The organism is Streptomyces sp. S.PB5, from assembly GCF_030403745.1.
In the GTDB taxonomy this organism is placed as follows: Bacteria; Actinomycetota; Actinomycetes; order Streptomycetales; family Streptomycetaceae; genus Streptomyces.
The window spans coordinates 73,723-95,305 of sequence record NZ_JAQMWP010000028.1 but is presented as its reverse complement, the minus strand read 5'-3'; the positions used below and the strand labels follow the sequence as shown (position 1 = coordinate 95,305).

Here is a 21,583-nt window from a genome sequence, read left to right as displayed (position 1 = left end):
GGGCTGCGTGGGAATCAGCCGTCAACGCCCGTCACCTCCTGTGCGGTTGTTGCGGTTGTTGCTGGCGTGCGGGGTGTTGACCGCGTTGCTCGAACGGGGCTGGGGTGCGGCGGAGGGGACAGATCCGCCGCCACCGCCGCCGTTGGGGGTGCGGGTGCTGTGGGCGGCCACGCCGCCGGAGGCCGGGTTGGAGGGGCGGGCGCTGTTGTTTCCGCCACCACCGTTGTTGTCGGCCCGGGTGCTGTGGGTCTTGATGCCCTGGGCGACGAGGGTGGCGGGGGAGCTGATGACGGCCGCGGCCTTGCCCTCCGCGCCCTGCATGATGCGGTTGTTGCGGGAGCCGGCGATCTCGTCGCCGAAGCCCGGGACGAAGCGGTAGATCATCGCGGACGCGAAGATCGCGAGCAGGATGATGGCGAGGCCCGAGACCACCGCGGAGAAGGCGTCCGGGCCGTCGTCGGCGGACAGTGCGCCGGCCAGGCCCAGGACGATCACGATGACCGGCTTCACCAGGATGACCGCGATCATGATGCCCGCCCAGCGGCGGACGTGGGACCAGAGGTTCTTGTCGACCAGGCCCGCGTAGACGACGGTGCCGAGGAGGGCGCCCACATAGAGGAGCGCGGCGCGGATGACGAGCTCCAGCCACAGCACACCGGCGGCGAGGATCGATACGAGCGACACCACGATCAGCATGATCGGGCCGCCGCCGATGTCCTCCCCCTTCTCCAGAGCGCCGGAGAAGGTACCGAAGAACGTGTCCGTCTGATCGCCCGTCGTCTTCGCGAGGACGTCCGTGACGCTGTCAGTGGCCGATACGACGGTGTACAGGATGAGGGGCGTGAAGGCGGAGGCCAGGACGGTGAGCCAGAGGAACCCGATCGCCTCGCCGATGGCGGTGGTGAGGGGCACGCCGCGGACGGCTCGCTTGGCTACGGCCAGCAGCCAGAGGAGGAGGGTGAGGATCGTCGACGCCGCGAAGACGACCGCGTACTGCTGGAGGAACTTGGGGTTCGTGAAGTCGACGTCCGCGGTGTCTTTCACGGCCGTGCTGAGCTTGTCGATGGTCCAGGCGGCGGCGTCTGCGCAGCCCTTGGCGAGGGAGGAGAGGGGGTCGAGGGTGGAGGTGGGGTCTAGGGTGGTGCCGCCCGAGCCGCCGGAGCCTCTGCCTTGTTCGCAGTAGTCCTTGGCGGGGCCGACGATGAGATCGCAGTTGTCGTTGGACACGCTCGGCGAGGGCGTCGGTGACGGCGAGGGGGTGGGTGCGGCAACGGCGCGGGCAGCCAGCAGCACCACGGCTGTCTGTACGGCGGTGAGGGCGGCGGTGACCTTGAGCAAGCGGCGCGGGCTACCGGGCATAAGTGAACCCTCCGTACTCCTCGACGGCCTTCGCCATGTCGTCGGCGCTGGACGCCTTGTTGTCCCCGGGGACCGGCGCGGGGCCGTCCTTCTGGGAGAAACTGTCGACCTTCCAGTCGCCGTCGGTCCAGCGCAGCTGAAGGGTCATGGTGAACCAGTCGCTGGTGACGGGGTTGGTCGAGCTGTCGCCGGCGGTGCCGTACAGGCCGGTGCACCAGACCTCGGCCGTCGCGGCGGTGTTCGAGTAGCTCGTGACCTTGGTCCCGATCGGCACGGTCCGTGAGACGTAGGTCTGGCCGCCGGTCGCGTTGCCGTTCGCGTCCAGACCGATGCTGCTCAGGAACTCCTTGGAGTAGGCCTTGTCGAACTTGGCGGTGAGCTCGGCCTGCTTGTCGGCGACGAAGACCTGCCGCACGATCTCGGCCCGCTGGGTCGGCTTGAGAATGTCGGCCGAGACCAGCGTCGCCGCGTAATTGGCCGCCGCGCTCTGAGACCCCTGTTCATCATGCGCGAACCCCGACTGAACAGCCTTCGTCCCGCTCGCCGCCGTGGTCGCCACCTCCGGCTTGTCCTCGCCCCCGTTTCCCGATGAGGAATCGTCTCCTCCTCGGTTCGCGAAGGCGATCGCGGCGATGAGGAGGACCACCACGCCGACCACCGTGACGAGGCTGCGGGACGACGAGCGTCCCCTGGGGCGTGGACCCCGCGCACCGCCGTACCCGTCGTCCGGCAGCCGTGTTCGGGTCTGGCCCGAGCCGCCGTAACCGCCGGAGGCCTCGTGTTCGTCCCCGAGACTCATTCCGCGCACGCCCCCTCGACGTCGTACGGAAACACGTAGGAGTACGACGGTAGCCGCGCTGGTTCCCGCGCGGGCGCGGTGTGGTGACTCGGCATCAGGGAAACGCAACCTCAGTCGGTGGGCACGACGGGCGGGTGGGGTGGAGACGGGGGCCGGGCGTGCCCGGGGGATGGGGAGGGAGACTGAAGGAACGCCAGCTAGACGGCCATGCCGTACACGATCGTGAACAGTGTGCCGAGTGAGCCGATGATGAATACCCCGGTGAGGCCGGCGATGATCAGGCCCTTGCCCTGTTCCGCGCTGAAGGTGTCGCGGAGGGCCGTCGCGCCGATGCGCTGCTTGGCGGCGCCCCAGATGGCGATGCCGAGGCAGAGCAGGATGGCGACCGCCATGACAACCTGGATCATCGTCTTCGCTTCAGTGCCCAGCGCCCCGAAGGGACCCCAGTCGGGAGCGATCCCGCCGATGATGGTGTTGATGTCTCCCTTGTCGGCCGCAAAGAGCATGTAAGTCACCGCCCCTGGTGGGTAGTTCCGCTTCCTCTGCGGGTGCGCAGAGTTCAGGCCTCATTGTCGCTGACGAAACCGCCCCCGTATGTCGACTTGGCGTCATTGATTGGCGGGTTTCGTACGAATGCTTGTCTGGTACTTGTCCGGTCACTCTGTGTATCACGGCAGGTCACGCCGGGCAATGAGGCCGGAGCGGAACCTTCGTGTGGCTCCGTCGTTGACCTCTTCTTGGACCCATGTTCTGTGGGTGAAGGCTACCCGGCGCTGGGCATGCCGCAGGGCACCTGGAGCTGCCCTGGTAGGAGACGGAAGCGGTCGTCAGCGCCCTTCTGGAACGGTACGGAGCGCGAGGCGAGCGTCCGCGGCCCGACTCCCCGTCGCTGCCGACGCCGACGTGACCGAGAGAGCTTCGACGCCTGACGGGGGTGAAGGCGTGGTCGGCGTGAGCGTCGCGTGGTGCTTGTGGCTCTCCCCGGTTATGAGCCCACTGCCGCGAAGTGGTCGAACTCGCCTGCCTTTACGCCGAGTACGAAGGCTTCCCACTTGGCTGGGGCAGTGGTGACGGTGGTGTCGGTGGTGTGGATGCGAACGGTTTCGGCGGCGTGGGTGATGTGGATGGTGGGGTGGGGGAGGGGCGGTTCGTGTTTGAGGGTGGTGAGGAAGGTGGTGAAGGTGGCCGGGGTGGCCGTGAGTATCGCTTCGGTGGGGTCGCTGCTTTCCGTTAGATGGACGGTGGTGGGGCCTGCGGCCACGTGTATGCAGGAGGCGCCCTCGGAGCAGTACGACGACTTCTGCCAGCGCAGGTTCACGGGGATTCCCTTCACAGCTCTTGCATCACGTTGTGGATGAGGTCTCGGGTCTTTTTCGGGGGCAGCGCAACAGCGCTCACTCTTTCGAACAGAGTGCGGTACTTGTGCAGTTGTGCCTCGGCGTCGAGGAATGCGAGGCCGTGGGCTTGGTCGAGATAGACAGTGTCCAACTGCCGTACCGGCCCGAACGCGTAGTGGATCGACTGACCTGATCCCGGATAGGCGCCGGCGTCGAAGGTGACGGCTCGCAGAGTGACGTGGTCCTGGTCGCTCAGGTCGAGGAGGTGCTGCAACTGCTGGCGGGCAACCTTGGGGCCGCCGACCTTCATGCGCAGTGCGGCCTCGTGGATGATCCCCTCGTAAGGGGTCGGGCTGTCCTCTCGGAAGAGGACTGCCTGTCGCTTGATGCGGAATGACAGGCGGTGTTCCGCATCGGGTGGGGAGAGTTCGGTGACCGCCTGGCGGAAGATTTCGAGTGCGTACTCGCGCGTCTGGAGCAGGCCTGGGATGCGGGCCGTTGTGGAGTCGCGCAACGAGCAGGCGTGGTGCTCCAGTTCGGCCAGGTCGACGAGTGAACTGGGGAGCAGCTCTCGGTACTGCTCCCACCAGCCGCGACTGCGCTCGGAGGTCATGTCGCTGAGCGCGTCGACGAGGGGCTCGTCGTAGCACTCGTAGCGGCAGGCGATCGTGCGCACCCGCTCGGGGCTTACGCCGACCCGGCCGGCCTCCATGTTGCTGACCTGCGCCTGCTTGATGCCCAGAAGTTGACCGGCCTCAGTGGAACTCAGGCCTGCTCGCTCCCGGAGTTTCCGCAGCTCCGCGCCGAAGCGCAGTTGGCGACCCGTTGGGTTCCTCACGGGCTTGCCGCCTCCTTGCCGTCACTCACACGGGTGGCAGTGAAGGCGATTCCTCAGTTTCAGTAAATACCTTCACTTTTCCTCGCTACCTTACTTCCAGGGCCCCTCGCCCAGAAGCACACCGCCCGACGGGGCGGCACCGACACTGGGCCACCATCCAACTCCCCACCGTGATCGGAGACTTCCGATGGCCACCGTAACCCCGCCCTGGGCCTACACCCTCCACCTCCCGCACGATCCACACGCACCGGGGATCGCCCGCGCCACCCTCCGCAGCGTCCTCGCCGCACACGGCCTGTCCGACGTCGCCCCCGTCGCCGAACTTCTCGCCTCCGAACTGCTCACCAACGCCCACCTCCACACCCGAGGCCCCTACGCCCTCCGGCTCCGCGAGATGGACTCCGGGCGCCTGCGGGTCGCCGTATGGGACAACGACCCGAGGGTTCCGCCCGGATTCGCCGGCGCCGACGGCCCCGTACCCCCGCCCGACGCCGAGAACGGCCGGGGTCTGCATCTTGTACGGGCCTTCGCGGACTCTGTCGGGGTTTCCGTGCTGCGGGAGCTCGGTGCGTCGAAGGGCGGGAAGTTGTTGTGGGCCGAGTGCCGGTGAGGTGTCGCCTTCGCTCGAACGGGTGGGCCGTGGACATTGTCCCTGGTCAGCCCTGTCGCCGTTCGTACCGTGATCGTGTTGCTTGTGCCTCGTGCACACCCGGCCCACACTTGAGGAGGAGGTGCCACCTTGACCGCTCTCGCGCATGAGAGGCCCCAGGCCATGTCTGACGTCCAGCCCGAATCCCAGAACGAATCCGACCTGGACGAGGTTCTGTGGCAGGCATGGAAAGCCATGGAACTTCCCGAGGGCTACCGCGCTGAGATCATTGAGGGAGCCATCGAGGTGTCGCCCACCGGCCGTCTGTCCCATGCGCAGATCATCAACCGTCTGCGTCGGGCGCTGGACAAGTTCCTGGAAGACAGTGAATACGTCTGCCACCAGGACACCAACGTCATCCATAAACGCAAGGGATGGATTCCTGACGCCTTTGTCGCTCCCGAAGACCTGGAGCCGTACGCAGATGAGGATGGCCTGGGGGTTGAGGCCAAAGTCCTTCAGCTCGTCGTCGAGGTCGTCTCTCCCGGCAAGCGCAACCAGGACCGTGACCGCATCCGCAAGCGCCGCGAATACGCCCGGGCCGGAATCCCCGTGTACGTGATCATCGACGACTACGACAACAGCGGCACGGTGAGTGTCTTGAGCGCGCCGGTGCCCGAGCGTGCTCGGTACGAGGACGAGCACCGGGTTCCGTACGGAACGGATGCCCTCATCCCCGAGGGTCCGGCCAAGGGGTTCGTCATCGGGGAGGACATCACGGGGCCCAAGCGGGCCTGAGGTGATCTCGGTAGAGCCTCTGGCCCGCTCACCAGGGCAGTGGCTCCGGGCGCCTGTGCCACCACCAGGCCAGTTGTCGCTGCCGCGCCTCCGGGCCGAGCAGGAGCCCGGCCAGCTCGCCTCCCTTGTCCTCTGCGGTGAGCTCCGCGTAGGAGTTGTCCAGGTGCTGAAGGGCGCTCATCAGGTCAGCTGCGATCGCCTCCGGCAGGCGGGGCGGGACGTCCTCCAGGGCATCCCTCGCCTCGAGGCGGGCCCGGTACAGATCGGGAGGGCACCAGCCGGAGCCTGACCACCCCGATGCCATGTACGCGACCAGCTTCTCCCACGCTCCCAGGCGGGTCCACGCCTCCCAGCCCGGGGTGCCCGCGGCCGACTCCTGTGCCGGGAGTCGTGCGCGGAAGGTGTCGGTGAGGGGGGTGGGGATGTTCAGTTCGCCGACCACCTCCGCGATGCGTGTGACGTGGGCTCCGGGTAGTCCGGGGAGTGGCATCTCCACGGCGTCGACGCGGTACACGGGCTCCTCGTCGTCGGAGACGAACACCCGCGCCCGGGTGAGGAGCCCGTTGGGAGAAGCCGCCCAGTAGGCGCTCGGGAGTGCTTCGGCGGCCGAGAGGAGCGCCACCTCTCCGGTGAGAGCCGCCAGTTCCTTCGCCAGGTCGCTCTCACCCGGCGGGTTCGGCACGGACTCCTGCGCATAGAGGTCCAAGGCCCAGGACAGGTCGCCGTGCAGTGCCGTGTATGCGCAGGACACGGCCGCGTCCCAGTTCCTTCGGTCGGGATCGCCGAGCGCGTCGGCCACGTCCACGTCGTGGACGGAGATGTGGAAGGCCGTTGCCAGTGCGGCGGGGAGCTTGGAGGGCGTTGCCGCGCCGGTGACGAGCAGGTTGTACATCATGGTGTGATCCCGTTGCAGATCTTCAGGGCGGCGTACTCGATCCTGTCGAGCTGTACGATGCCCGGTCCGCTGCCGGGAAGAGAGACGGGCCGTGGCGCTTGCCACGGCCCGTTCCGTTTGGCTGTCCTCTTTCCTGTCCGTTCGTCTGTTCCTGTTGGCCGTCAGCCCGTGAAGGCGTCCACTCCCTCAGGCGTGCCCCAGCCGGTCGGGCCGTCGTAGCCCGACTTGGCGGTGCAGAAGTAGCTCGTGGAGCACGATCCGTTGTTGCCGGTGGTCACGTCGTTGAGGGCCGAGGTGCCGGCCGCGGTGTACGGGAACTTCGCCGGGTAGGAGCTGCTGGACGGGGTGCCCGCCAGGGCGTACACGCTCGCGATGATCGGGGCCGAGGCGCTGGTGCCGCCGTAGGTGTTCCAGCCGGTGCCGTCCGAGCCGTAGGTGTCGTAGACGGAGACGCCGGTCGCCGGGTCGGCCACGGCCGAGACGTCGGCGATCATGCGCTTGGTGCAGCCCGTGTCCGTCTGCCAGGACGGTTTGGCGTCGTACTTGGAGCAGCCGGAGCCCGTGCCCTCGGTGCTGCTCGTCTTCCACACCGACTCCGTCCAGCCGCGGCTGTTGGAGGCGGTGGAGAGCTTGGTGCCGCCGACCGCCGTCACGTACTTCGAGGCCGCCGGGTACTCCGCGCCGTAGCCGCTGTCACCCGCGCTCACGGTGATGGCGACGCCCGGGTGGTTGTAGTACGAGGTGTCGTAGCTCGTGTCGCTCGACGCCTCCGAGCCGCCGTAGGAGTTGGAGACGAACTTCGCGCCCAGCTTGACGGCCTCGTTCACGGCCGTGCCCAGGTCCGCCCAGGAGGCCGAATCGGCCTCCACCAGCAGGATGTTGGCGTTCGGGGCGATCGCCGAGACCATGTCGAGGTCCAGGGAGATCTCGCCCGCCCAGCCGCTGTCGGCGGTGGGGAGGGAGGTCGTGGAGCCCGTCTGACTTACCTTCTTGAAGCAGCCGTTGGCTACCGTGCAGTCCGGCAGGCCGTAGTACGAGCGGTAAGTGGCAAGGTCCGCCGCCGCGTTGGGGTCGTCGTACGCGTCGACGATGGCGATCGTCTCGCCGGAGCCGTTGGAGGCGGCCGCGTCGGTCAGGCCGTACGCGTCCTGGAGGTCGGTCGGGCCGTAGCCGGTCGGGGTGGCCGAGGAGGCGTGCGGCTTCACGGTCTTGGGCGTCACGCCCTTCAGCGCGGCCTGCTTCTCCATGTACGCGGTGGTGCCGCCGGTGACGCGCAGGGCGTTGCAGGCGGCGAAGCCCTTCTTCGGGGTCGTGTCACACGCGCTCTCGTACTGGACGTGGGCCTTGGCGACCTGGGCGGCGACCGCCTTGGCGGTCACCTTGTGCGGCGTGGGGGCGGCCGCGTTCGCGTGGGTGGCGACGCCGAGTCCGGCGAGGACCAGGGCCGCTGTGGCGACCGTCGCTGTGCCGAGGCGGTGCCATCTGCCTGATCTGTGAGGGGTGTTGGGCGTATGCAACGTACAGCCTCCTGTAAGTGGGGTTGCAGAGGCCTGCGGTGGGGGACCACCGGTGAGGTTCCCGGCGGGGGCGGCGACCCGCGTAGACCATCCTCTTGTTGAGTACGCGCCAACAAGACGGGCTACGGAATCCTGACTTCTGCAATACCGAAGGAGGCTGGGGGGTTACCGGCGGATGGCGGGGCGATGGGGGCCGAATGGTCTCGGCTTGACCATCTGCACGCGTTGCGCACAACTGCCGGGGGTCGGCTGAGATTGCTCGCTTGACCTGTTTCTCACCCGCGTACGGAATCCTGCGCCCCGATGAAGCGTGCGCCTCTCTACCTCGCCCTCCTGCTCCTCGCCGCCACCTCCGCCTCCGAGGCGGCCGCCGACGGCGGGCCCGGGCCCCTCGGTGTCACGACGGCTGCCGTGGTGAGCGCGGAGGCGGCACGGGTCGGGGCCCTGTTCGTGGACGGGGAGCATTTCTGTACCGCTTCCGTCGTGCGCAGCCCGGGCCGGGACCTCATCGTGACCGCCGCGCACTGCCTCGACGAGGACGCCGGCACCGACGACTTCGTGTTCGTCCCCGGCTACCGCGACGGCCGGTCCCCGTACGGAAGATGGCGGATCACCGAGCGCTATCTCCCCGACGGCTGGACGAAAGGGCGGGACGAGGACAGTGACCTGGCCTTCGCCGGCCTCGCCGAGCAGCACGGCCGCCACATCGAGGACGTCGTCGGCGGCAACCGTTTCACCCCCGGCACCGCCACCGGCGCCACCGCCGTGACCGTCACCGGCTACCCCAACTCCCGTGCGACGCCCGTCCGCTGCACCAACAAGCCCGTCGCGCACAGCCGTACCCAACAGCGCATCGACTGCCCCGGCTTCAGCGCGGGCACCAGCGGCAGCCCCTGGGTCAACGGGGACGGGGACGTCGTCGGGGTGCTGGGCGGGCATGAGCAGGGCGGGGCCACGGACGACATCTCGTACAGCGTCGTACTCGGGGCCGAGGCCGCGGAGTTGTACCGTCGCGCGGCCAACTGATCTCTGTGGCAAGGTCGGTGCGGTGGACGCACTGAGAGATCGGGACCCGGCGCACATAGGCGCGTACACGCTGCTCGCGCGGCTCGGGGCCGGTGGCATGGGGCAGGTGTATCTCGCGCGGTCGCCCGGTGGGCGGTTGGTCGCCATCAAGGTGATCAGGGACGAGATCACCGACCATCCCGAGGCGTTGGCCCGGTTCCGGCGGGAGGCCGAGACGGTTCGGGCGGTGCGCAGCGCGTACACCGCGAACCTCATCGATGCCTCCCTCCAGGCCCCGCCCTACTGGCTCGCCACCGAGTACGTCTCCGGCCCCACCCTCAGCGGCGCCGTCGGCACCCATGGGCCCCTGCCCGCCGACAGTGCGCGCCGCCTCTTCGCCGCCCTCGCCGAGGCGCTCGCGAGCGTGCACGCGCACGGCGTCACACACCGGGACCTCAAGCCGCAGAACGTCATCCTCTCCCCGCAGGGACCGCTCCTCATCGACTTCGGCATCGCGCGGGGCGCCGCGGACACCGCTCTCACGCAGACCGGCCTCACTCCGGGGACGCCCGGGTACACCGCGCCCGAGGTGCTGACCGGCCATCAGGTGGGGGCGGCCGCGGACGTCTTCGCCCTGGGCGCCACGCTCGCGTACGCCACCACCGGGCGGCCCCCCTTCGGCACCGGGCCGACGCACGCCGTCTCGTACCGCGTCGTCCACGAGGACGTCGACGTCAGCGGGGTCGAGCCGGGGCTGGCCGCGCTGATCCAGGAATGCGTGGCCAAGGATCCGGGCGCGCGGCCGGGGCCGGACGCCGTCATCGCGCGCTGCGCGGTCTCCTCCGCGCTCGCCGAGGACCCGTTCTACGGTCGTCTCGCCGCGGACGCCGTGGCCGTACCGAGGGATCTCCGGGCCGCGGTGGCGGCGGGACTGGTACCGGCGGGGCACGGGGCGCCGGCGGCACCCGCGTATCGGCCCACCGTGGGGCCGGGGTACGTCCCGACGTACGTGCCGACGGCGGTACCCGCACCGCGACCGCGCCGGTCCCGTCGTACGCCCTGGCTGGTGGCCGTCTCCGTCGCGGCCGTCGTGGTCGCCGGGTCCGTCGTGGCGCTGCGGATGCAGGACGGGGAGAGCGAGGGGGGTGGGGGCGGGGCGTCGGCAAGCGGTTCCGGCGCGGCCTGGAAGCCACCGGCGTACATCGTGGGCGATCGCCCCAACCGGGATATCTGGAACAGTGCCGACGGCACGTGCGCGCAGGTCGGTGCGGTGTCGGCGCCGGAGGAACTCCAGTACAGCGCGGTCGACGCGGACGATCCCACCGCCGCGGAGGTCCGGGAGAGGGCGCGGATCCGTGTCCGGTTCAAGTACGCGGAGATGAAGAAGGAGCAGCCCGAGCCGTACTACGTCTCCGTCGGGGTGAAGCCGCCGCGCGACAACTCCCCCACGACGGGCGTGCCCTACGAGGGGACGACGTATGTGCGCGCCGGCTACACCAGCCGGCCCGTCGACATCTACACGCACCGCAAGGACGGCGGTTACATCGAACTCACCTATCCCGACGACTTCCAGGAGCACTCCGGGACCGGCAAGGTCTACCGGCCCGTCCCCCTCGCCGCCGACCCCGGCGACTGGACCGTCGTCTTCTACCACGTCACCGGCCCCGCCCCCACCGATCACGAGTCCATCGGTTGCCATGGATTCCAGGTGGGAAGCTCCTAGACTGACGCGGGCGGACTCCGGCGCGGTGAGGGGCGGTTGACGGTGCGTAAGGCATGGATCGTGGGGGGTGCCGTCCTCGGGGCGGGGCTCAGCTTCGTGATGCTGCTCGTCGTCGGGGTGTACGTCGTCGCCGGGAACCTCGCGAACGGGGTGGGCGGGGCCACCAAGGCGCTGGCCAAGGGGTCGGTGCCGGCCGACTACCAGGCGCTCGTGCAGAAGTGGGGCAATCTGTGCCCCGCGATCAACCCGGCTCTCCTCGCCGCCCAGCTGTACCAGGAGAGCGGGTTCAACCCGAAGGCGCAGAGCCCGGCGGCCGCGCAGGGGATAGCGCAATTCATCCCCGGTACGTGGGCCACGCACGGGATCGACGGGGACGGGGACGGCGACCGCGACGTATGGGACCCGAATGACGCGATTCCATCGGCCGCGAAGTACGACTGCACCCTCGCCTCGTATGTGAAGGACGTGCCCGGGGACCCCACGAAGAACATGCTCGCGTCCTACAACGCGGGCGCGTACGCGGTGATCAAGTACGGGGGCGTGCCGCCGTACAAGGAGACCCAGAACTACGTGAAGACGATCACCACGCTGGAGGACAGCTTCGCCGCTCCCGTCGGCCGGGTCGATCCCAGCAAGCAGGCCGCCGCGGCCATCACCTACGCGCAGAACAAACTCGGCACGCCCTACCTCTGGGGCGGTGACGGTACTGCTCAGGACGGTGGCCGCTTCGACTGCTCCGGGCTGACGAAGGCCGCGTACGAGAGTGTCGGGGTCACGCTGCCGCGGGTCGCCAACGACCAGTGGAACGCGGGTCCGCATCCGGCCAGGGACGAACTGCTGCCGGGCGATCTCGTCTTCTTCTCCGACGACCTCACCAACTCCCGGGCCATCCGGCATGTGGGGATTTATGTCGGCGGCGGATACATGATCGACGCCCCGAGAACGGGTGCTGTGATCCGGTTCGACCCGATCGACACCCCCGATTACTTCGGAGCCACCCGGGTCACCGAAGATGGCGCGAAAGCGCTCCCCACGACGGTCTGAGCAGCCTGTGAACCTACCCCCTGAGCTGCAGTGATGTGTCTCTCTTCGATAACGTCTGAGTGATCATTCAGTGGAGTGTGGAACGTATTAACAGGGACCGTGCGTTCCTGTTGCTGTAGCCGAACGCACATCGGATCTACACCCACGGGGGCCAAGAACGACGACGAAGGGGCCACAGCACCATGGCTGGACTCGCCGCATCCGGGTCGAACCCCGACGTCGAGCTGCTCTACGACATCAACGGCCTGGCCAAGGACGCACCCGTGTGGTTCGACCGGGTCATGGAGTACGTCGGTGAGTACGGCATCCTCCTCGCCACCGTGCTGCTCGTGCTGTGGTGCTGGCTGTCCGTGCGCAGGCGGGGCGGTGAGGACGCGCCCGCGTCCGTGGCCGCGCTGGTGTGGGCGCCGCTCGCCGCCGGGGTCGCGGTGCTGATCAACGTGCCGATACGAGGGTTCGTGGAGCGGCCGCGGCCGTTCCTCTCGCACGAGGGGCTCGATGTCCTCGTGTCCGGCAAGACCGACTACTCCTTCGTCAGCGACCACGCGACGATCACCATGGCGATGGCGGTCGGACTGTTCGTCGCCAACCGGAAGTTCGGCGTCTTCGGCATCGGGCTGGCGCTGCTCGAAGGCTTCTGCCGCGTCTACATGGGAGTGCACTACCCGACCGACGTGGTCGGCGGCTTCGCACTCGGCACGGCCGTCGCACTGCTGCTGTCCCCGCTCGCCATGGCCCTGCTCACCCCGCTCATGAAGGCGATCGAGCGCTCGCCGCGGGCCGGGTGGCTGATCCGGGCGCGCGGGACGTCGTACGACGGCCAGGGCGCCGTCGTTCCCGGCGCCCGGAGGGAAGCGGGCGCCGAGGAACGGGACCTTGCGGCCTGACCAAGGCTCTACAGCGACTGAGGGAACGTGAAGAAGCCGTTCGGGTCGTACTGCTTCTTCACAGTCGTGAGCTTGGCCGCCGCGTCGCCGTAGTACGCCTTCCGCCAGTTCGTCAGGGACGGGTCCGTGTAGTTCTGGTAGGCCGCGCCGGACGCGTAGGGCTTCATCGCGTTGTGGGCCCGGGTCAGCCAGGACTGGGCCGTGGTGCCGCTCGTGCCCGCCTTCCAGGCGGCGATGTACTGGGTCAGCATGCGGGAGCGGCGGTGGACGAACGCCGTCGCCGTCGGGGAGACGCGGTTGACCGCTCCGCCGAGGGCCGTGAAGGCGATGCTGCCGGAGCCGCCGCGGACCGACTTGATCTGCGTCAGCAGGGTCTGGACGCCGGCCGCGGAGATCGAACGGTCGAAGAAGTCCGACTTCGCGGTGTACGTCTCGCGTTGCAGCGCGCCCTGCGGAGAGCGGCCCGGGGTGGCGCCGGGGAGGTGGCACTGGGCGTCCGTCGAGAAGGAGGAGCAGCCGGCGTAGATCTCCATCGCCTCCTCGTACGAGCGGCGCCGCAGGGAGACGCTGCTCGCGGGGCCGGGGCCGCCCGGGCCGTCGGCCAGGCGGTCCACCGCGTTCTGGAGTTCGGTGTAGGTGCCGAGGGAGAACGCGGCGACGGAGACGGTGGGGGTGCCCCCGGCGTGGTTCTCCAGGTGGAGGGAGGACCAGATCTCGTCGGGCTGGCCGGGACCCCACTCCTGCCAGGCCTTGAAGACCGTGGCCGCCTTCGACCAGGGCCAGCTCATGTACGCCGTGACGGCCTGCGGGGCGGGGTGGGTCTTGAACCGGAGCTCGGTCACCACGCCGAAGTTGCCGTTGCCCGCGCCGCGCAGGGCCCAGAAGAGGTCCTTGTTCTCGGTCGCGTTCGCGGTGAGCTGCTTGCCGTCCGCCGTGATCAGGGTGGCCTGGGTGAGGCTGTCGCAGGTCAGGCCGTAGGCGCGGGAGACGACTCCGTGGCCGCCGCCGAGGGTGAGGCCGGAGACGCCCACGGTCGGGCAGGAGCCGGCGGGGATCGTGACGCCCTTCGCGGCGAGGGCGCGGTAGACGTCGATGAGCTTCGCACCGGCGCCGACCACCGCGGTGCCGCCGCCGGTGCGGACCTTGTTCAGCTTCGAGACGTCGACGATCAGACGGTTGTCGCCCGAGGACCAGCCGGCGTAGGAGTGGCCGCCGTTGCGGATCGCGATGCGGAGGTTGTGGGACCTGGCGTAGGCGAGGGCGGTGCGGATGTCGTCGGCGTGGGCGATGTAGGCGACGGCGGCGGGCTTCAGGCTGTCGAAGCGGGTGTTGTAGAGCTGGTGGGCGGCCGGCCAGTCGGTGTCGCCCGGGCGGATGAGGGGGCCGTCGAGGTCCCGGGCGAGGGCGCTCCAGTCGGCGCGGGTGGGGGGCCGGCCGCGGCTGGTGGAGGTCGAGGCCGACGTACGTGTGGACTCCCCGCCGGTGGCCGTCGGGGCCGCGTCGGCGTTCTCGCCGCTGGTGCACGCGGCCGCGGTGGCCACGGCCAGTGCGGCCACGCCGCCGCCGATGAACGTACGCCGTTCCATGTCGCCTCCTGGGGGTTCGTGGAACGAGACGGGGTGGTGGGGTGTGGGGTTCCATCGGGTGGGGTGGCGGGGGTGCGCGCCGGGAGGGTTTTCGCCCCCGCCGCCCGACCCCGCTCCCAGGGGGCTCTGCCCCCTGGACCCCCGCTCCTCAAACGCCGGAGGGGCTGAATTTCGGGCGGGGTTTGAGTCAGGGGGTGGCCAGGCTGGTGTGGGTCGCTGCGTCAGTTCTTGCCTGGCTTCTCGCTCGTCTTGCCGGGCCGCGCCATCCGCAGGTGCAGCGGGCTGTGCAGAAGCGGCCCTGTTCGATGGTGGTCGTCATGTGTTCCGGGGATTCGGGGGATGGGGGGACCCTGTCCTGCTGCGGCACAGGTCAACGGTAACGGGCGGAGGTAAAGGGCTGGTATGCGCGTGACGGGCTCCCGCCGGTCGTCGTTAGTCGGACGACAGGGGGTCCGTGACGGAGGCAGGGCGATGGCGGAGCGGCAGCTGAGGCGGTTGCGCGGGGTCGGTGTGGCGGCGGGGCTCGTCGCTGTCGTCTGCGCGGGGGGTTCCGGGTGTTCGGGGAACGTGGATGCCGCCGAGGACGGGCGGCCCGCCGTCGAGGCGCTGCATCTCGCCGCCGATCAGCTTGTGCAGGCCGGGAGTTCCAAGGCCAGGACCTCCATGGAGATGGCCACCGGGGGGACCCGCGTCACCATTCGCGGGGAAGGGGTCTACGACTACCGGCGCCAGCTCGGGCAGCTCAAGGTGTCGCTGCCGCAGGATCCCGCCGGGACGAGTGATCACCGGCCCATCACCGAACTGCTCGCTCCCGGTGCCCTGTTCATGAAGAACCGCGGGGCCGGGGTGCCCGCCGACAAGTGGGTGCGTGTCGAGACCGCCTCGCTCGCGGACGGGAACCTCGTCACCGGCGGGGCCACCGACCCGTTCGCCGCCGCCGAGTTGCTGCGGGGGGCGCGTACCGCCACGTATGTGGGGGAGAGCGAGGTCGCGGGGACCGCGGTGCGGCATTACCGGGGGACCGCCGATCTCGCCCTCGCCGCGAAGGACGCCGGCGCCGGGAACAGGGCGGCCCTCGGCGCGGCGGCGAAAGGGTTCGCCACCGCCACGGTTCCGTTCGACGTCTACCTCGACGACGAGGGCCGGATCCGCAAGGTCAGACACCGGTTCAGCTTTGTCAGCGGGCAGCAGGAGGGGACCGTGGCGGTCGCCTCCACGACCTTGCTCTACGACTTCGGGGTCGCCGTCGACGTACGGCTTCCGGACGACGGTGACATCTACGCCGGGAAGATCGCTGAGGAGTGAGTGGCGGCGAGTGGGGGGTGAGCGGACGTGACGGGCGTCAAGAACTAGCCCGTCCGTGCCATGCGCGGTGCGTAGGCCGCTCCCTACTCTAGGAAGCGGTGACGGCAGAGAAGAGGTGATGCACGTGGCTCCGGTCGGCGGTACGGCAGTTCAGGACCACGTGGCCCTCGCCGAGATCGAGCTGTGCGGAGAGCTGATCATCGCGGCGTCGGCCGCGCATGAGGACCGGCTCAGCCTTGAGAGCATCGACGAGGTGCTGAAAGTGGCCCAGGAACGCGAGGACGCCTCCGGAGCGTGAGCCGCCCGGGGGCGTTCCCTCATCCACGCGTCATGCACCACATACGTGTCATGTGCGCAGCATGCGGGCGATCGCCTGCGTCGCCTCCTGCACCTTCGCGTCGATCTCGTCGCCGCCCTTGACGGCCGCGTCGGCCACGCAGTGCCGCAGGTGTTCCTCCAGGAGCTGCAGGGCGAAGGACTGCAGCGCCTTGGTGGAGGCGGACACCTGCGTGAGTATGTCGATGCAGTAGACGTCCTCGTCGACCATGCGCTGCAGGCCGCGGATCTGGCCCTCGATGCGGCGCAGGCGCTTGAGGTGTTCGTCCTTCTGCTTGTGGTACCCGTGCGTGGCGTTTTCGGAGGGCGCTTCCACTCCGGCCTCGGTGGTCGTCATCGCGTCCTCCATGTCAGCTGGGCCTCACCTGGGCAGGTATATACCCCTACTGGGTATATCGTACCCAACTTTGGCGGGTATAGGGCCTGCGGACGGCCCCCGTGCCAACCACTCTGCCTGATGGGCGACACTGGGGGACGGCCCATTAGCCGTGGCCGGATGATGCACTTAGCATCAGCCTGACCGAAACCGATGCACCCTGAGGACCCCTTGTGCGCTTTCGTCTGACCCCCCGGGAGACGAGCTTCTACGACATGTTCGCCGCTTCCGCGGACAACATCGTCACGGGCTCGAAGCTCCTGATGGAACTGCTCGGGGCGGACACCGCCGGCCGGGCCGAGATCGCAGAGCGTATGCGGGCCGCGGAACACGCAGGTGACGACGCCACACATGCGATCTTCCACCAGTTGAACTCCTCGTTCATCACGCCCTTCGACCGCGAGGACATCTACTCCCTCGCGTCCTCCCTCGACGACATCATGGACTTCATGGAGGAGGCCGTCGACCTGGTCGTCCTCTACAACGTCGAGGAACTGCCCAAGGGCGTCGAGCAGCAGATCGAGGTGCTGGCCAGGGCCGCCGAGCTCACGGCGGAGGCCATGCCCAATCTGCGGACCATGGACAACCTCACCGAGTACTGGATCGAGGTCAACCGGCTGGAGAACCAGGCCGACCAGATCCACCGCAAGCTGCTCGCCCACCTCTTCAACGGCAAGTACGACGCCATCGAGGTGCTGAAGCTCAAGCAGATCGTGGATGTGCTGGAGGAGGCGGCGGACGCCTTCGAGCACGTGGCCAACACGGTGGAGACCATCGCGGTCAAGGAGTCCTGAGTACTTCATGGACACCTTTGCGTTGATCGTGACCATCGGCGTCGCGCTCGGTTTCACGTACACGAACGGCTTCCACGACTCGGCGAACGCGATCGCCACGTCGGTGTCGACCCGGGCGCTCACGCCTCGGGCGGCGCTCGCGATGGCGGCCGTCATGAACCTCGCCGGCGCCTTCCTCGGCTCCGGGGTCGCGAAGACGGTCTCGGAAGGGCTGATCCAGACGCCCGAGGGGTCGAAGGGGATGGGGATCCTCTTCGCCGCGCTGGTGGGCGCGATCACCTGGAACCTCATCACCTGGTACTTCGGGCTGCCCTCGTCCTCGTCCCACGCGCTGTTCGGCGGCATGGTGGGTGCGGCGCTCGCGGGCGGTACGACGGTGTACTGGCACGGGGTGCTGGAGAAGGTCGTCATCCCCATGTTCGTCTCGCCGTTCGTCGGTCTGATCGCCGGTTATCTGGTGATGACGGCGATCATGTGGATCTTCCGGCGGGCCAATCCGCACAAGGCCAAGCGGGGGTTCCGTATCGCGCAGACGGTGTCGGCGGCCGGCATGGCGCTCGGGCACGGTCTGCAGGACGCGCAGAAGACCATGGGCATCGTGGTGATGGCGCTGGTCATCGCCGATGTCGAGGACTACGGCGATCCGATCCCGGTGTGGGTGAAGATCGTGTGCGCCGTGATGCTGTCGCTGGGCACGTACGCCGGTGGATGGCGGATCATGCGGACGCTCGGACGGAAGATCATCGAGCTCGATCCGCCGCAGGGGTTCGCCGCGGAGACGACCGGTGCGTCGATCATGTTCACGACCGCGTTCCTCTTCAAGGCGCCGATCTCGACGACCCATGTCATCACCTCCGCGATCATGGGCGTCGGCGCGACGAAGCGGGTGAACGCCGTGCGCTGGGGCGTCGCCAAGAACATCGTGCTGGGATGGTTCATCACCATGCCGGCGGCGGCGCTGGTGGCGGCGGCTTCGTTCGGCATCGTGAATCTGGCGTTCCTTTAAAAACTCCCGCCCCACCCACCCCTTCCGTGGCACTCTGCTGATCGCGCGTTCGATGGACGCGCGTTCGACCACTGTGTCGCGGCAGCCACCGTGCTCTCTACCTGGCCTCGCCCGCGTCGGCGGCGATCGAGCGCTACGGCGTGAGCACCGTCGGCTCCGGCAACTACGCCAACGGCACCGTCCACGAGGTCTACAACGGCAAGGGCTTCGCCAAGTGCGAATGGGTGCCCGAGAACTTCGCCGAGTCCGCCACGATCTGGATGAAGGTCTGCCTCCGCGACAACGGCGACCTGAAGGAAAGCACCTGCAGCGGCTGGAAGAGGGCCTACGCCGACGGCGTGGGGTGACCTGCGGATCGGCCTCCGGGTTGACCTCCGGGTGATGAACGAACGGGCCCGCCCCCTGATGAGCCAGGGGGCGGGCCCTTTGCGTCCTCGCGGTGGCACCGCCATGCAGCACCGCGAGGGGTCCATCGGCGGGGTTCGGTCTAGCCGAAGCGGCCCGAGATGTAGTCCTCCGTGGCCTGGACCGACGGGTTGGAGAAGATGCGCTCCGTCTCGTCGATCTCGATCAGCTTGCCGGGCTGGCCGACCGCCGCGAGGTTGAAGAAGGCCGTGCGGTCCGAGACACGGGCGGCCTGCTGCATGTTGTGCGTCACGATGACGATCGTGAAGCGCTCCTTCAGCTCGCCGATCAGGTCCTCGATGGCGAGGGTGGAGATGGGGTCCAGGGCCGAGCAGGGCTCGTCCATCAGGAGGACCTTCGGCTCCACGGCGATCGCCCTCGCGATGCACAGGCGCTGCTGCTGGCCGCCGGAGAGGCCCGAGCCGGGCTTGTTCAGGCGGTCCTTGACCTCGTTCCAGAGGTTCGCGCCCTTCAGGGACTTCTCGACGACGTCCGCGAGCTCGGACTTCTTGTACGAGCCGTTGAGACGCAGGCCCGCCGCCACGTTGTCGAAGATCGACATCGTGGGGAAGGGGTTCGGGCGCTGGAAGACCATGCCGACCTCGCGGCGCACCGACACCGGGTCTATGCCCGTGCCGTACAGGTCCTCGTCGTCGAGGAGGACCTTGCCCTCGACGCGGCCACCGGGGGTGACCTCGTGCATGCGGTTGAGCGTGCGCAGGAACGTCGACTTGCCGCAGCCGGACGGGCCGATGAAGGCCGTCACCGAGCGGGGCTCGACGGTCATGGAGATGTCTTCGATCGCCTTGTGGGATCCGTAGTAAGCGGTCAGTCCGCTTACGTCGATTCGCTTGGCCATGATTACTTCACTTCCAGATCAGTCGCTGAGGGGTCGCGTCAGCGACCGGTCTTCGGGGCCTTCCAGCGGGCGATGCCGCGGGCCACCAGATTCAGGATCATCACGAAGGCGATCAGCGTCAGCGACGCCGCCCAGGCGCGGTCGTACGCCGCTCCCGAGCCCGCGCTGTTCGCGTACTGCTGGTAGATGTACAGCGGCAGCGACTGCTGAGCCCCCTCGAAGGGGTTGGCGTTGATCAGCGAGTTCCCCCACACCAGCAGCAGAACCGGCGCCGTCTCGCCCGCGATACGGGCGACGGCCAGCATGATGCCGGTGGTGATGCCGCCGATGGAGGTCGGCAGGACCACCTTCAGGATCGTGCGCCACTTCGGGACTCCGAGTGCCAGGGAGGCCTCGCGCAGCTCGTTCGGGACGAGCTTGAGCATCTCTTCCGTCGAGCGTACGACGACCGGCATCATCAGGATGGCCAGGGCCATCGAGCCGGCGAAGCCGAAGGGCTGCATGTCCGCCATCAGCATGATGGAGAGGATGAACAGGCCCGCGACGATCGACGGGATGCCCGTCATGACGTCCACGAAGAAGGTGACCGCCCGGGCGAGGTTGCCGCGGCCGTACTCCACCAGGTAGATCGCGGTGAGGACGCCGATCGGCGCGGCGATCAGGGTGGCGAGTCCGACCTGCTCAAGGCTGCCGAGGATGGCGTGGTAGATACCGCCGCCCGGCTCGGAGTCCGCGGTCAGGCCCATCGAGTGGGACAGGAAGTAGAAGTCGAGGACCTTCACACCGCGGGAGACGGTCGACCAGACCAGGGACACCAGCGGGATCAGGGCGATCAGGAAGGCGACCCAGACGAACGAGGTCGCGACCCGGTCCTTGGCCTGGCGGCGGCCCTCGACGCGGGCGGCGACGCCGTACGTACCGACCACGAAGAGGAGCGCGGCGATCAGGCCCCACTGGATGTTGCTCTCCAGGCCCGCGGCCAGGCTGATACCGATGCCGAGGGCGATCGAACCGGCCGCGATGGCGTACGGGGACCACTTGGGGAGCCGGGCGCCGCGCAGGGTGCTGGGGCGCTTTCCGGTGACTGCGGTGCTCATGCGTTGGCCCCCGAGTACTCCTTGCGGCGGGCGATGATCGCGCGGGCCGCGCCGTTGACCAGCAGGGTGATGACGAACAGGACCAGACCGGAGGCGATCAGCGCGTCCCGGCCGATCTCGGTGGCCTCGCTGAACTTGCTGGCGATGTTCTGGGCGAAGGTGCCGCCGCCCGGGTCGAGCAGGCTGGCCTGGATGTCGAAGGTCGGGGAGAGCACGGTGGCCACGGCCATCGTCTCGCCGAGCGCACGGCCGAGGCCGAGCATCGACGCGGAGATCACGCCGGAGCGGCCGAACGGCAGGACGGCCATGCGGATGACCTCCCAGCGCGTGGCGCCGAGGGCCAGGGCCGCCTCCTCGTTCATCCGGGGCGTCTGCCGGAAGACCTCACGGCTGACGTTGGTGATGATCGGCAGGATCATGATCGCGAGCAGGATGCCGACGGTGAGCATCGAGCGGGGCGCGCCGCCCTGCCAGGAGAAGATGCCGGTCCAGCCGAGGTAGTCGTCCAGCCAGCCGTACAGGCCGTTCATGTGCGGGACGAGGATCAGGGCGCCCCACAGGCCGTACACGATGGACGGCACGGCGGCGAGCAGGTCGATCACATAGGCGATGGGACCGCTCAGCTTGCGCGGGGCGTAGTGCGTGAGGAACAGCGCGATGGCGACCGCGATCGGGACCGCGATGACCATGGCGATGATCGAGGAGACGACCGTGCCGAAGACCAGGACGGCGATGCCGAACCTGGGCGGTACGAGGCCGGTGTTCCACTCGAACGCGGTGAAGAAGTTGGCGTCGTCCTTGCCGATCGCGATCGAGGCGCGGTAGGTGAGGAAGCCGGCGATGGCGGCCATGATCACCAGCAGCAGGATGCCCGAGCCGCGGGAGAGGGCGAGGAAGATCCGGTCGCCGGGTCGGGTGGCGCCGCGGGCCGCGCGCTTCTGCTCGGCCGGCGAGGTCTGTGGGGTGGGGGGAGGAGCGTCGGTTATCTGTGTGGTGTCCATCGGGTTTCTCCGGTCTGCGGAGCCTCA

23 protein-coding genes are annotated in these 21,583 nt (G+C 68.7%); 11 read left to right on the top strand and 12 right to left on the bottom strand.

The window, feature by feature from the left end; all coding sequences use genetic code 11:
* Window positions 1-21: 21 nt before the first annotated feature.
* The 5 genes from PH203_RS44485 to PH203_RS44465 all read right to left on the bottom strand — a co-directional run bounded on the left by PH203_RS44485 (window position 22) and on the right by PH203_RS44465 (window position 4,333).
* The gene (locus PH203_RS44485; RefSeq protein WP_289928120.1) at window positions 22-1,359 is read right to left on the bottom strand and encodes a hypothetical protein; all 1,338 of its coding nucleotides are present in this window, start codon (window positions 1,357-1,359) and stop codon (window positions 22-24) included.
* Complete coding sequence (locus PH203_RS44480; protein WP_289928118.1) at window positions 1,349-2,158, bottom strand: hypothetical protein; 810 nt, start codon at window positions 2,156-2,158, stop codon at window positions 1,349-1,351. Before PH203_RS44480 ends, PH203_RS44485 begins: the two co-directional genes overlap by 11 nt.
* Window positions 2,159-2,355: 197 nt before the next feature.
* Entirely contained in the window at window positions 2,356-2,664 is a 309-nt protein-coding gene (locus PH203_RS44475; RefSeq protein WP_007383036.1) for a hypothetical protein, read from the bottom strand.
* A 479-nt stretch (window positions 2,665-3,143) separates the two neighbouring features.
* Window positions 3,144-3,476: a DUF397 domain-containing protein gene (locus tag PH203_RS44470; RefSeq protein WP_289928115.1), complete on the bottom strand. Its 333-nt coding sequence runs from the start codon at window positions 3,474-3,476 to the stop codon at window positions 3,144-3,146.
* Between the two features lie 11 nt (window positions 3,477-3,487).
* The gene (locus PH203_RS44465; protein WP_289928114.1) at window positions 3,488-4,333 is read right to left on the bottom strand and encodes a helix-turn-helix transcriptional regulator; all 846 of its coding nucleotides are present in this window, start codon (window positions 4,331-4,333) and stop codon (window positions 3,488-3,490) included.
* 187 nt (window positions 4,334-4,520) lie between these two features.
* Between PH203_RS44465 and PH203_RS44460 the strand changes: the two genes are divergently transcribed.
* Window positions 4,521-4,943, top strand: a complete 423-nt coding sequence (locus PH203_RS44460; RefSeq protein ID WP_289928112.1) for an ATP-binding protein — start codon at window positions 4,521-4,523, stop codon at window positions 4,941-4,943.
* A gap of 129 nt (window positions 4,944-5,072) precedes the next feature.
* On the top strand, window positions 5,073-5,720 hold the full coding sequence (locus PH203_RS44455; RefSeq protein ID WP_289928108.1) for a Uma2 family endonuclease: 648 nt from the start codon (window positions 5,073-5,075) through the stop codon (window positions 5,718-5,720).
* A 28-nt stretch (window positions 5,721-5,748) separates the two neighbouring features.
* Here the strand turns inward: PH203_RS44455 and PH203_RS44450 are convergent, their stop codons facing one another.
* Together PH203_RS44450 and PH203_RS44445 are read right to left on the bottom strand one after the other, a co-directional pair.
* A complete protein-coding gene (locus tag PH203_RS44450) occupies window positions 5,749-6,615 on the bottom strand; it encodes a hypothetical protein (protein WP_289928106.1) in 867 nt (288 codons plus the stop codon).
* Between the two features lie 161 nt (window positions 6,616-6,776).
* On the bottom strand, window positions 6,777-8,132 hold the full coding sequence (locus PH203_RS44445; RefSeq protein WP_289928103.1) for a S53 family peptidase: 1,356 nt from the start codon (window positions 8,130-8,132) through the stop codon (window positions 6,777-6,779).
* A gap of 303 nt (window positions 8,133-8,435) precedes the next feature.
* Between PH203_RS44445 and PH203_RS44440 the strand changes: the two genes are divergently transcribed.
* From PH203_RS44440 to PH203_RS44425, 4 genes are all read left to right on the top strand, one after another.
* Window positions 8,436-9,158, top strand: a complete 723-nt coding sequence (locus tag PH203_RS44440) for a trypsin-like peptidase domain-containing protein (protein WP_289928100.1) — start codon at window positions 8,436-8,438, stop codon at window positions 9,156-9,158.
* A 22-nt stretch (window positions 9,159-9,180) separates the two neighbouring features.
* Window positions 9,181-10,860 (top strand): serine/threonine-protein kinase, encoded by a 1,680-nt coding sequence (locus PH203_RS44435; RefSeq protein WP_289928096.1) that lies wholly within the window; start codon window positions 9,181-9,183, stop codon window positions 10,858-10,860.
* 36 nt (window positions 10,861-10,896) lie between these two features.
* Window positions 10,897-11,904: a bifunctional lytic transglycosylase/C40 family peptidase gene (locus tag PH203_RS44430; protein WP_289928093.1), complete on the top strand. Its 1,008-nt coding sequence runs from the start codon at window positions 10,897-10,899 to the stop codon at window positions 11,902-11,904.
* Between the two features lie 182 nt (window positions 11,905-12,086).
* Complete coding sequence (locus PH203_RS44425; protein WP_289928091.1) at window positions 12,087-12,791, top strand: phosphatase PAP2 family protein; 705 nt, start codon at window positions 12,087-12,089, stop codon at window positions 12,789-12,791.
* A gap of 8 nt (window positions 12,792-12,799) precedes the next feature.
* On the opposite strand, the gene PH203_RS44420 is transcribed toward PH203_RS44425, so the two are convergent.
* The gene (locus PH203_RS44420) at window positions 12,800-14,377 is read right to left on the bottom strand and encodes an FAD-binding oxidoreductase (protein WP_289928090.1); all 1,578 of its coding nucleotides are present in this window, start codon (window positions 14,375-14,377) and stop codon (window positions 12,800-12,802) included.
* Window positions 14,378-14,848: 471 nt separating this feature from the next.
* On the opposite strand from PH203_RS44420, the gene PH203_RS44415 reads away from it, so the two are divergent.
* Together PH203_RS44415 and PH203_RS44410 are read left to right on the top strand one after the other, a co-directional pair.
* Entirely contained in the window at window positions 14,849-15,682 is an 834-nt protein-coding gene (locus PH203_RS44415; RefSeq protein ID WP_289928088.1) for a hypothetical protein, read from the top strand.
* A gap of 118 nt (window positions 15,683-15,800) precedes the next feature.
* Window positions 15,801-15,980 carry a hypothetical protein gene (locus PH203_RS44410; protein ID WP_289928087.1) on the top strand — a complete coding sequence of 60 codons (180 nt, stop codon included), beginning with the start codon at window positions 15,801-15,803 and terminating at the stop codon, window positions 15,978-15,980.
* A gap of 48 nt (window positions 15,981-16,028) precedes the next feature.
* On the opposite strand, the gene PH203_RS44405 is transcribed toward PH203_RS44410, so the two are convergent.
* Window positions 16,029-16,355: a metal-sensitive transcriptional regulator gene (locus tag PH203_RS44405; RefSeq protein ID WP_289928086.1), complete on the bottom strand. Its 327-nt coding sequence runs from the start codon at window positions 16,353-16,355 to the stop codon at window positions 16,029-16,031.
* 212 nt (window positions 16,356-16,567) lie between these two features.
* Here PH203_RS44405 and PH203_RS44400 point away from each other — a divergent pair, with 212 nt between their 5' ends.
* The 3 genes from PH203_RS44400 to PH203_RS44390 all read left to right on the top strand — a co-directional run bounded on the left by PH203_RS44400 (window position 16,568) and on the right by PH203_RS44390 (window position 18,541).
* Window positions 16,568-17,188: a DUF47 family protein gene (locus PH203_RS44400; RefSeq protein ID WP_015659485.1), complete on the top strand. Its 621-nt coding sequence runs from the start codon at window positions 16,568-16,570 to the stop codon at window positions 17,186-17,188.
* 7 nt (window positions 17,189-17,195) lie between these two features.
* A complete protein-coding gene (locus tag PH203_RS44395; protein ID WP_097265882.1) occupies window positions 17,196-18,194 on the top strand; it encodes an inorganic phosphate transporter in 999 nt (332 codons plus the stop codon).
* A 140-nt stretch (window positions 18,195-18,334) separates the two neighbouring features.
* On the top strand, window positions 18,335-18,541 hold the full coding sequence (locus PH203_RS44390) for a hypothetical protein (RefSeq protein ID WP_289928081.1): 207 nt from the start codon (window positions 18,335-18,337) through the stop codon (window positions 18,539-18,541).
* 140 nt (window positions 18,542-18,681) lie between these two features.
* Here PH203_RS44390 and pstB read toward each other — a convergent pair whose 3' ends face one another.
* Genes pstB through pstC form a run of 3 tightly spaced genes read right to left on the bottom strand, consistent with a single transcriptional unit; the run spans window position 18,682 to window position 21,556 of the window.
* The gene (pstB, locus tag PH203_RS44385) at window positions 18,682-19,458 is read right to left on the bottom strand and encodes a phosphate ABC transporter ATP-binding protein PstB (protein ID WP_289928080.1); all 777 of its coding nucleotides are present in this window, start codon (window positions 19,456-19,458) and stop codon (window positions 18,682-18,684) included.
* Between the two features lie 38 nt (window positions 19,459-19,496).
* Window positions 19,497-20,555, bottom strand: a complete 1,059-nt coding sequence (gene pstA, locus PH203_RS44380) for a phosphate ABC transporter permease PstA (protein ID WP_289928079.1) — start codon at window positions 20,553-20,555, stop codon at window positions 19,497-19,499.
* Window positions 20,552-21,556 (bottom strand): phosphate ABC transporter permease subunit PstC, encoded by a 1,005-nt coding sequence (gene pstC, locus PH203_RS44375; RefSeq protein WP_289928077.1) that lies wholly within the window; start codon window positions 21,554-21,556, stop codon window positions 20,552-20,554. Before pstC ends, pstA begins: the two co-directional genes overlap by 4 nt.
* Window positions 21,557-21,583 lie beyond the last annotated feature (27 nt).

Bases quoted from the DNA above. Each gene is read 5' to 3' on its own strand.
- PH203_RS44485 (WP_289928120.1), bottom strand. From the start codon at position 1,359: ATGCCCGGTAGCCCGCGCCGCTTGCTCAAGGTCACCGCCGCCCTCACC.
- PH203_RS44480 (WP_289928118.1), bottom strand. From the start codon at position 2,158: ATGAGTCTCGGGGACGAACACGAGGCCTCCGGCGGTTACGGCGGCTCG.
- PH203_RS44475 (WP_007383036.1), bottom strand. From the start codon at position 2,664: ATGCTCTTTGCGGCCGACAAGGGAGACATCAACACCATCATCGGCGGG.
- PH203_RS44460 (WP_289928112.1), top strand. From the start codon at position 4,521: ATGGCCACCGTAACCCCGCCCTGGGCCTACACCCTCCACCTCCCGCAC.
- PH203_RS44450 (WP_289928106.1), bottom strand. From the start codon at position 6,615: ATGATGTACAACCTGCTCGTCACCGGCGCGGCAACGCCCTCCAAGCTC.
- PH203_RS44440 (WP_289928100.1), top strand. From the start codon at position 8,436: ATGAAGCGTGCGCCTCTCTACCTCGCCCTCCTGCTCCTCGCCGCCACC.
- PH203_RS44425 (WP_289928091.1), top strand. From the start codon at position 12,087: ATGGCTGGACTCGCCGCATCCGGGTCGAACCCCGACGTCGAGCTGCTC.
- PH203_RS44420 (WP_289928090.1), bottom strand. From the start codon at position 14,377: ATGGAACGGCGTACGTTCATCGGCGGCGGCGTGGCCGCACTGGCCGTG.
- PH203_RS44415 (WP_289928088.1), top strand. From the start codon at position 14,849: ATGGCGGAGCGGCAGCTGAGGCGGTTGCGCGGGGTCGGTGTGGCGGCG.
- PH203_RS44410 (WP_289928087.1), top strand. From the start codon at position 15,801: ATGCACGTGGCTCCGGTCGGCGGTACGGCAGTTCAGGACCACGTGGCC.
- PH203_RS44405 (WP_289928086.1), bottom strand. From the start codon at position 16,355: ATGACGACCACCGAGGCCGGAGTGGAAGCGCCCTCCGAAAACGCCACG.
- PH203_RS44395 (WP_097265882.1), top strand. From the start codon at position 17,196: ATGGACACCTTTGCGTTGATCGTGACCATCGGCGTCGCGCTCGGTTTC.
- pstB (WP_289928080.1), bottom strand. From the start codon at position 19,458: ATGGCCAAGCGAATCGACGTAAGCGGACTGACCGCTTACTACGGATCC.
- pstA (WP_289928079.1), bottom strand. From the start codon at position 20,555: ATGAGCACCGCAGTCACCGGAAAGCGCCCCAGCACCCTGCGCGGCGCC.
- pstC (WP_289928077.1), bottom strand. From the start codon at position 21,556: ATGGACACCACACAGATAACCGACGCTCCTCCCCCCACCCCACAGACC.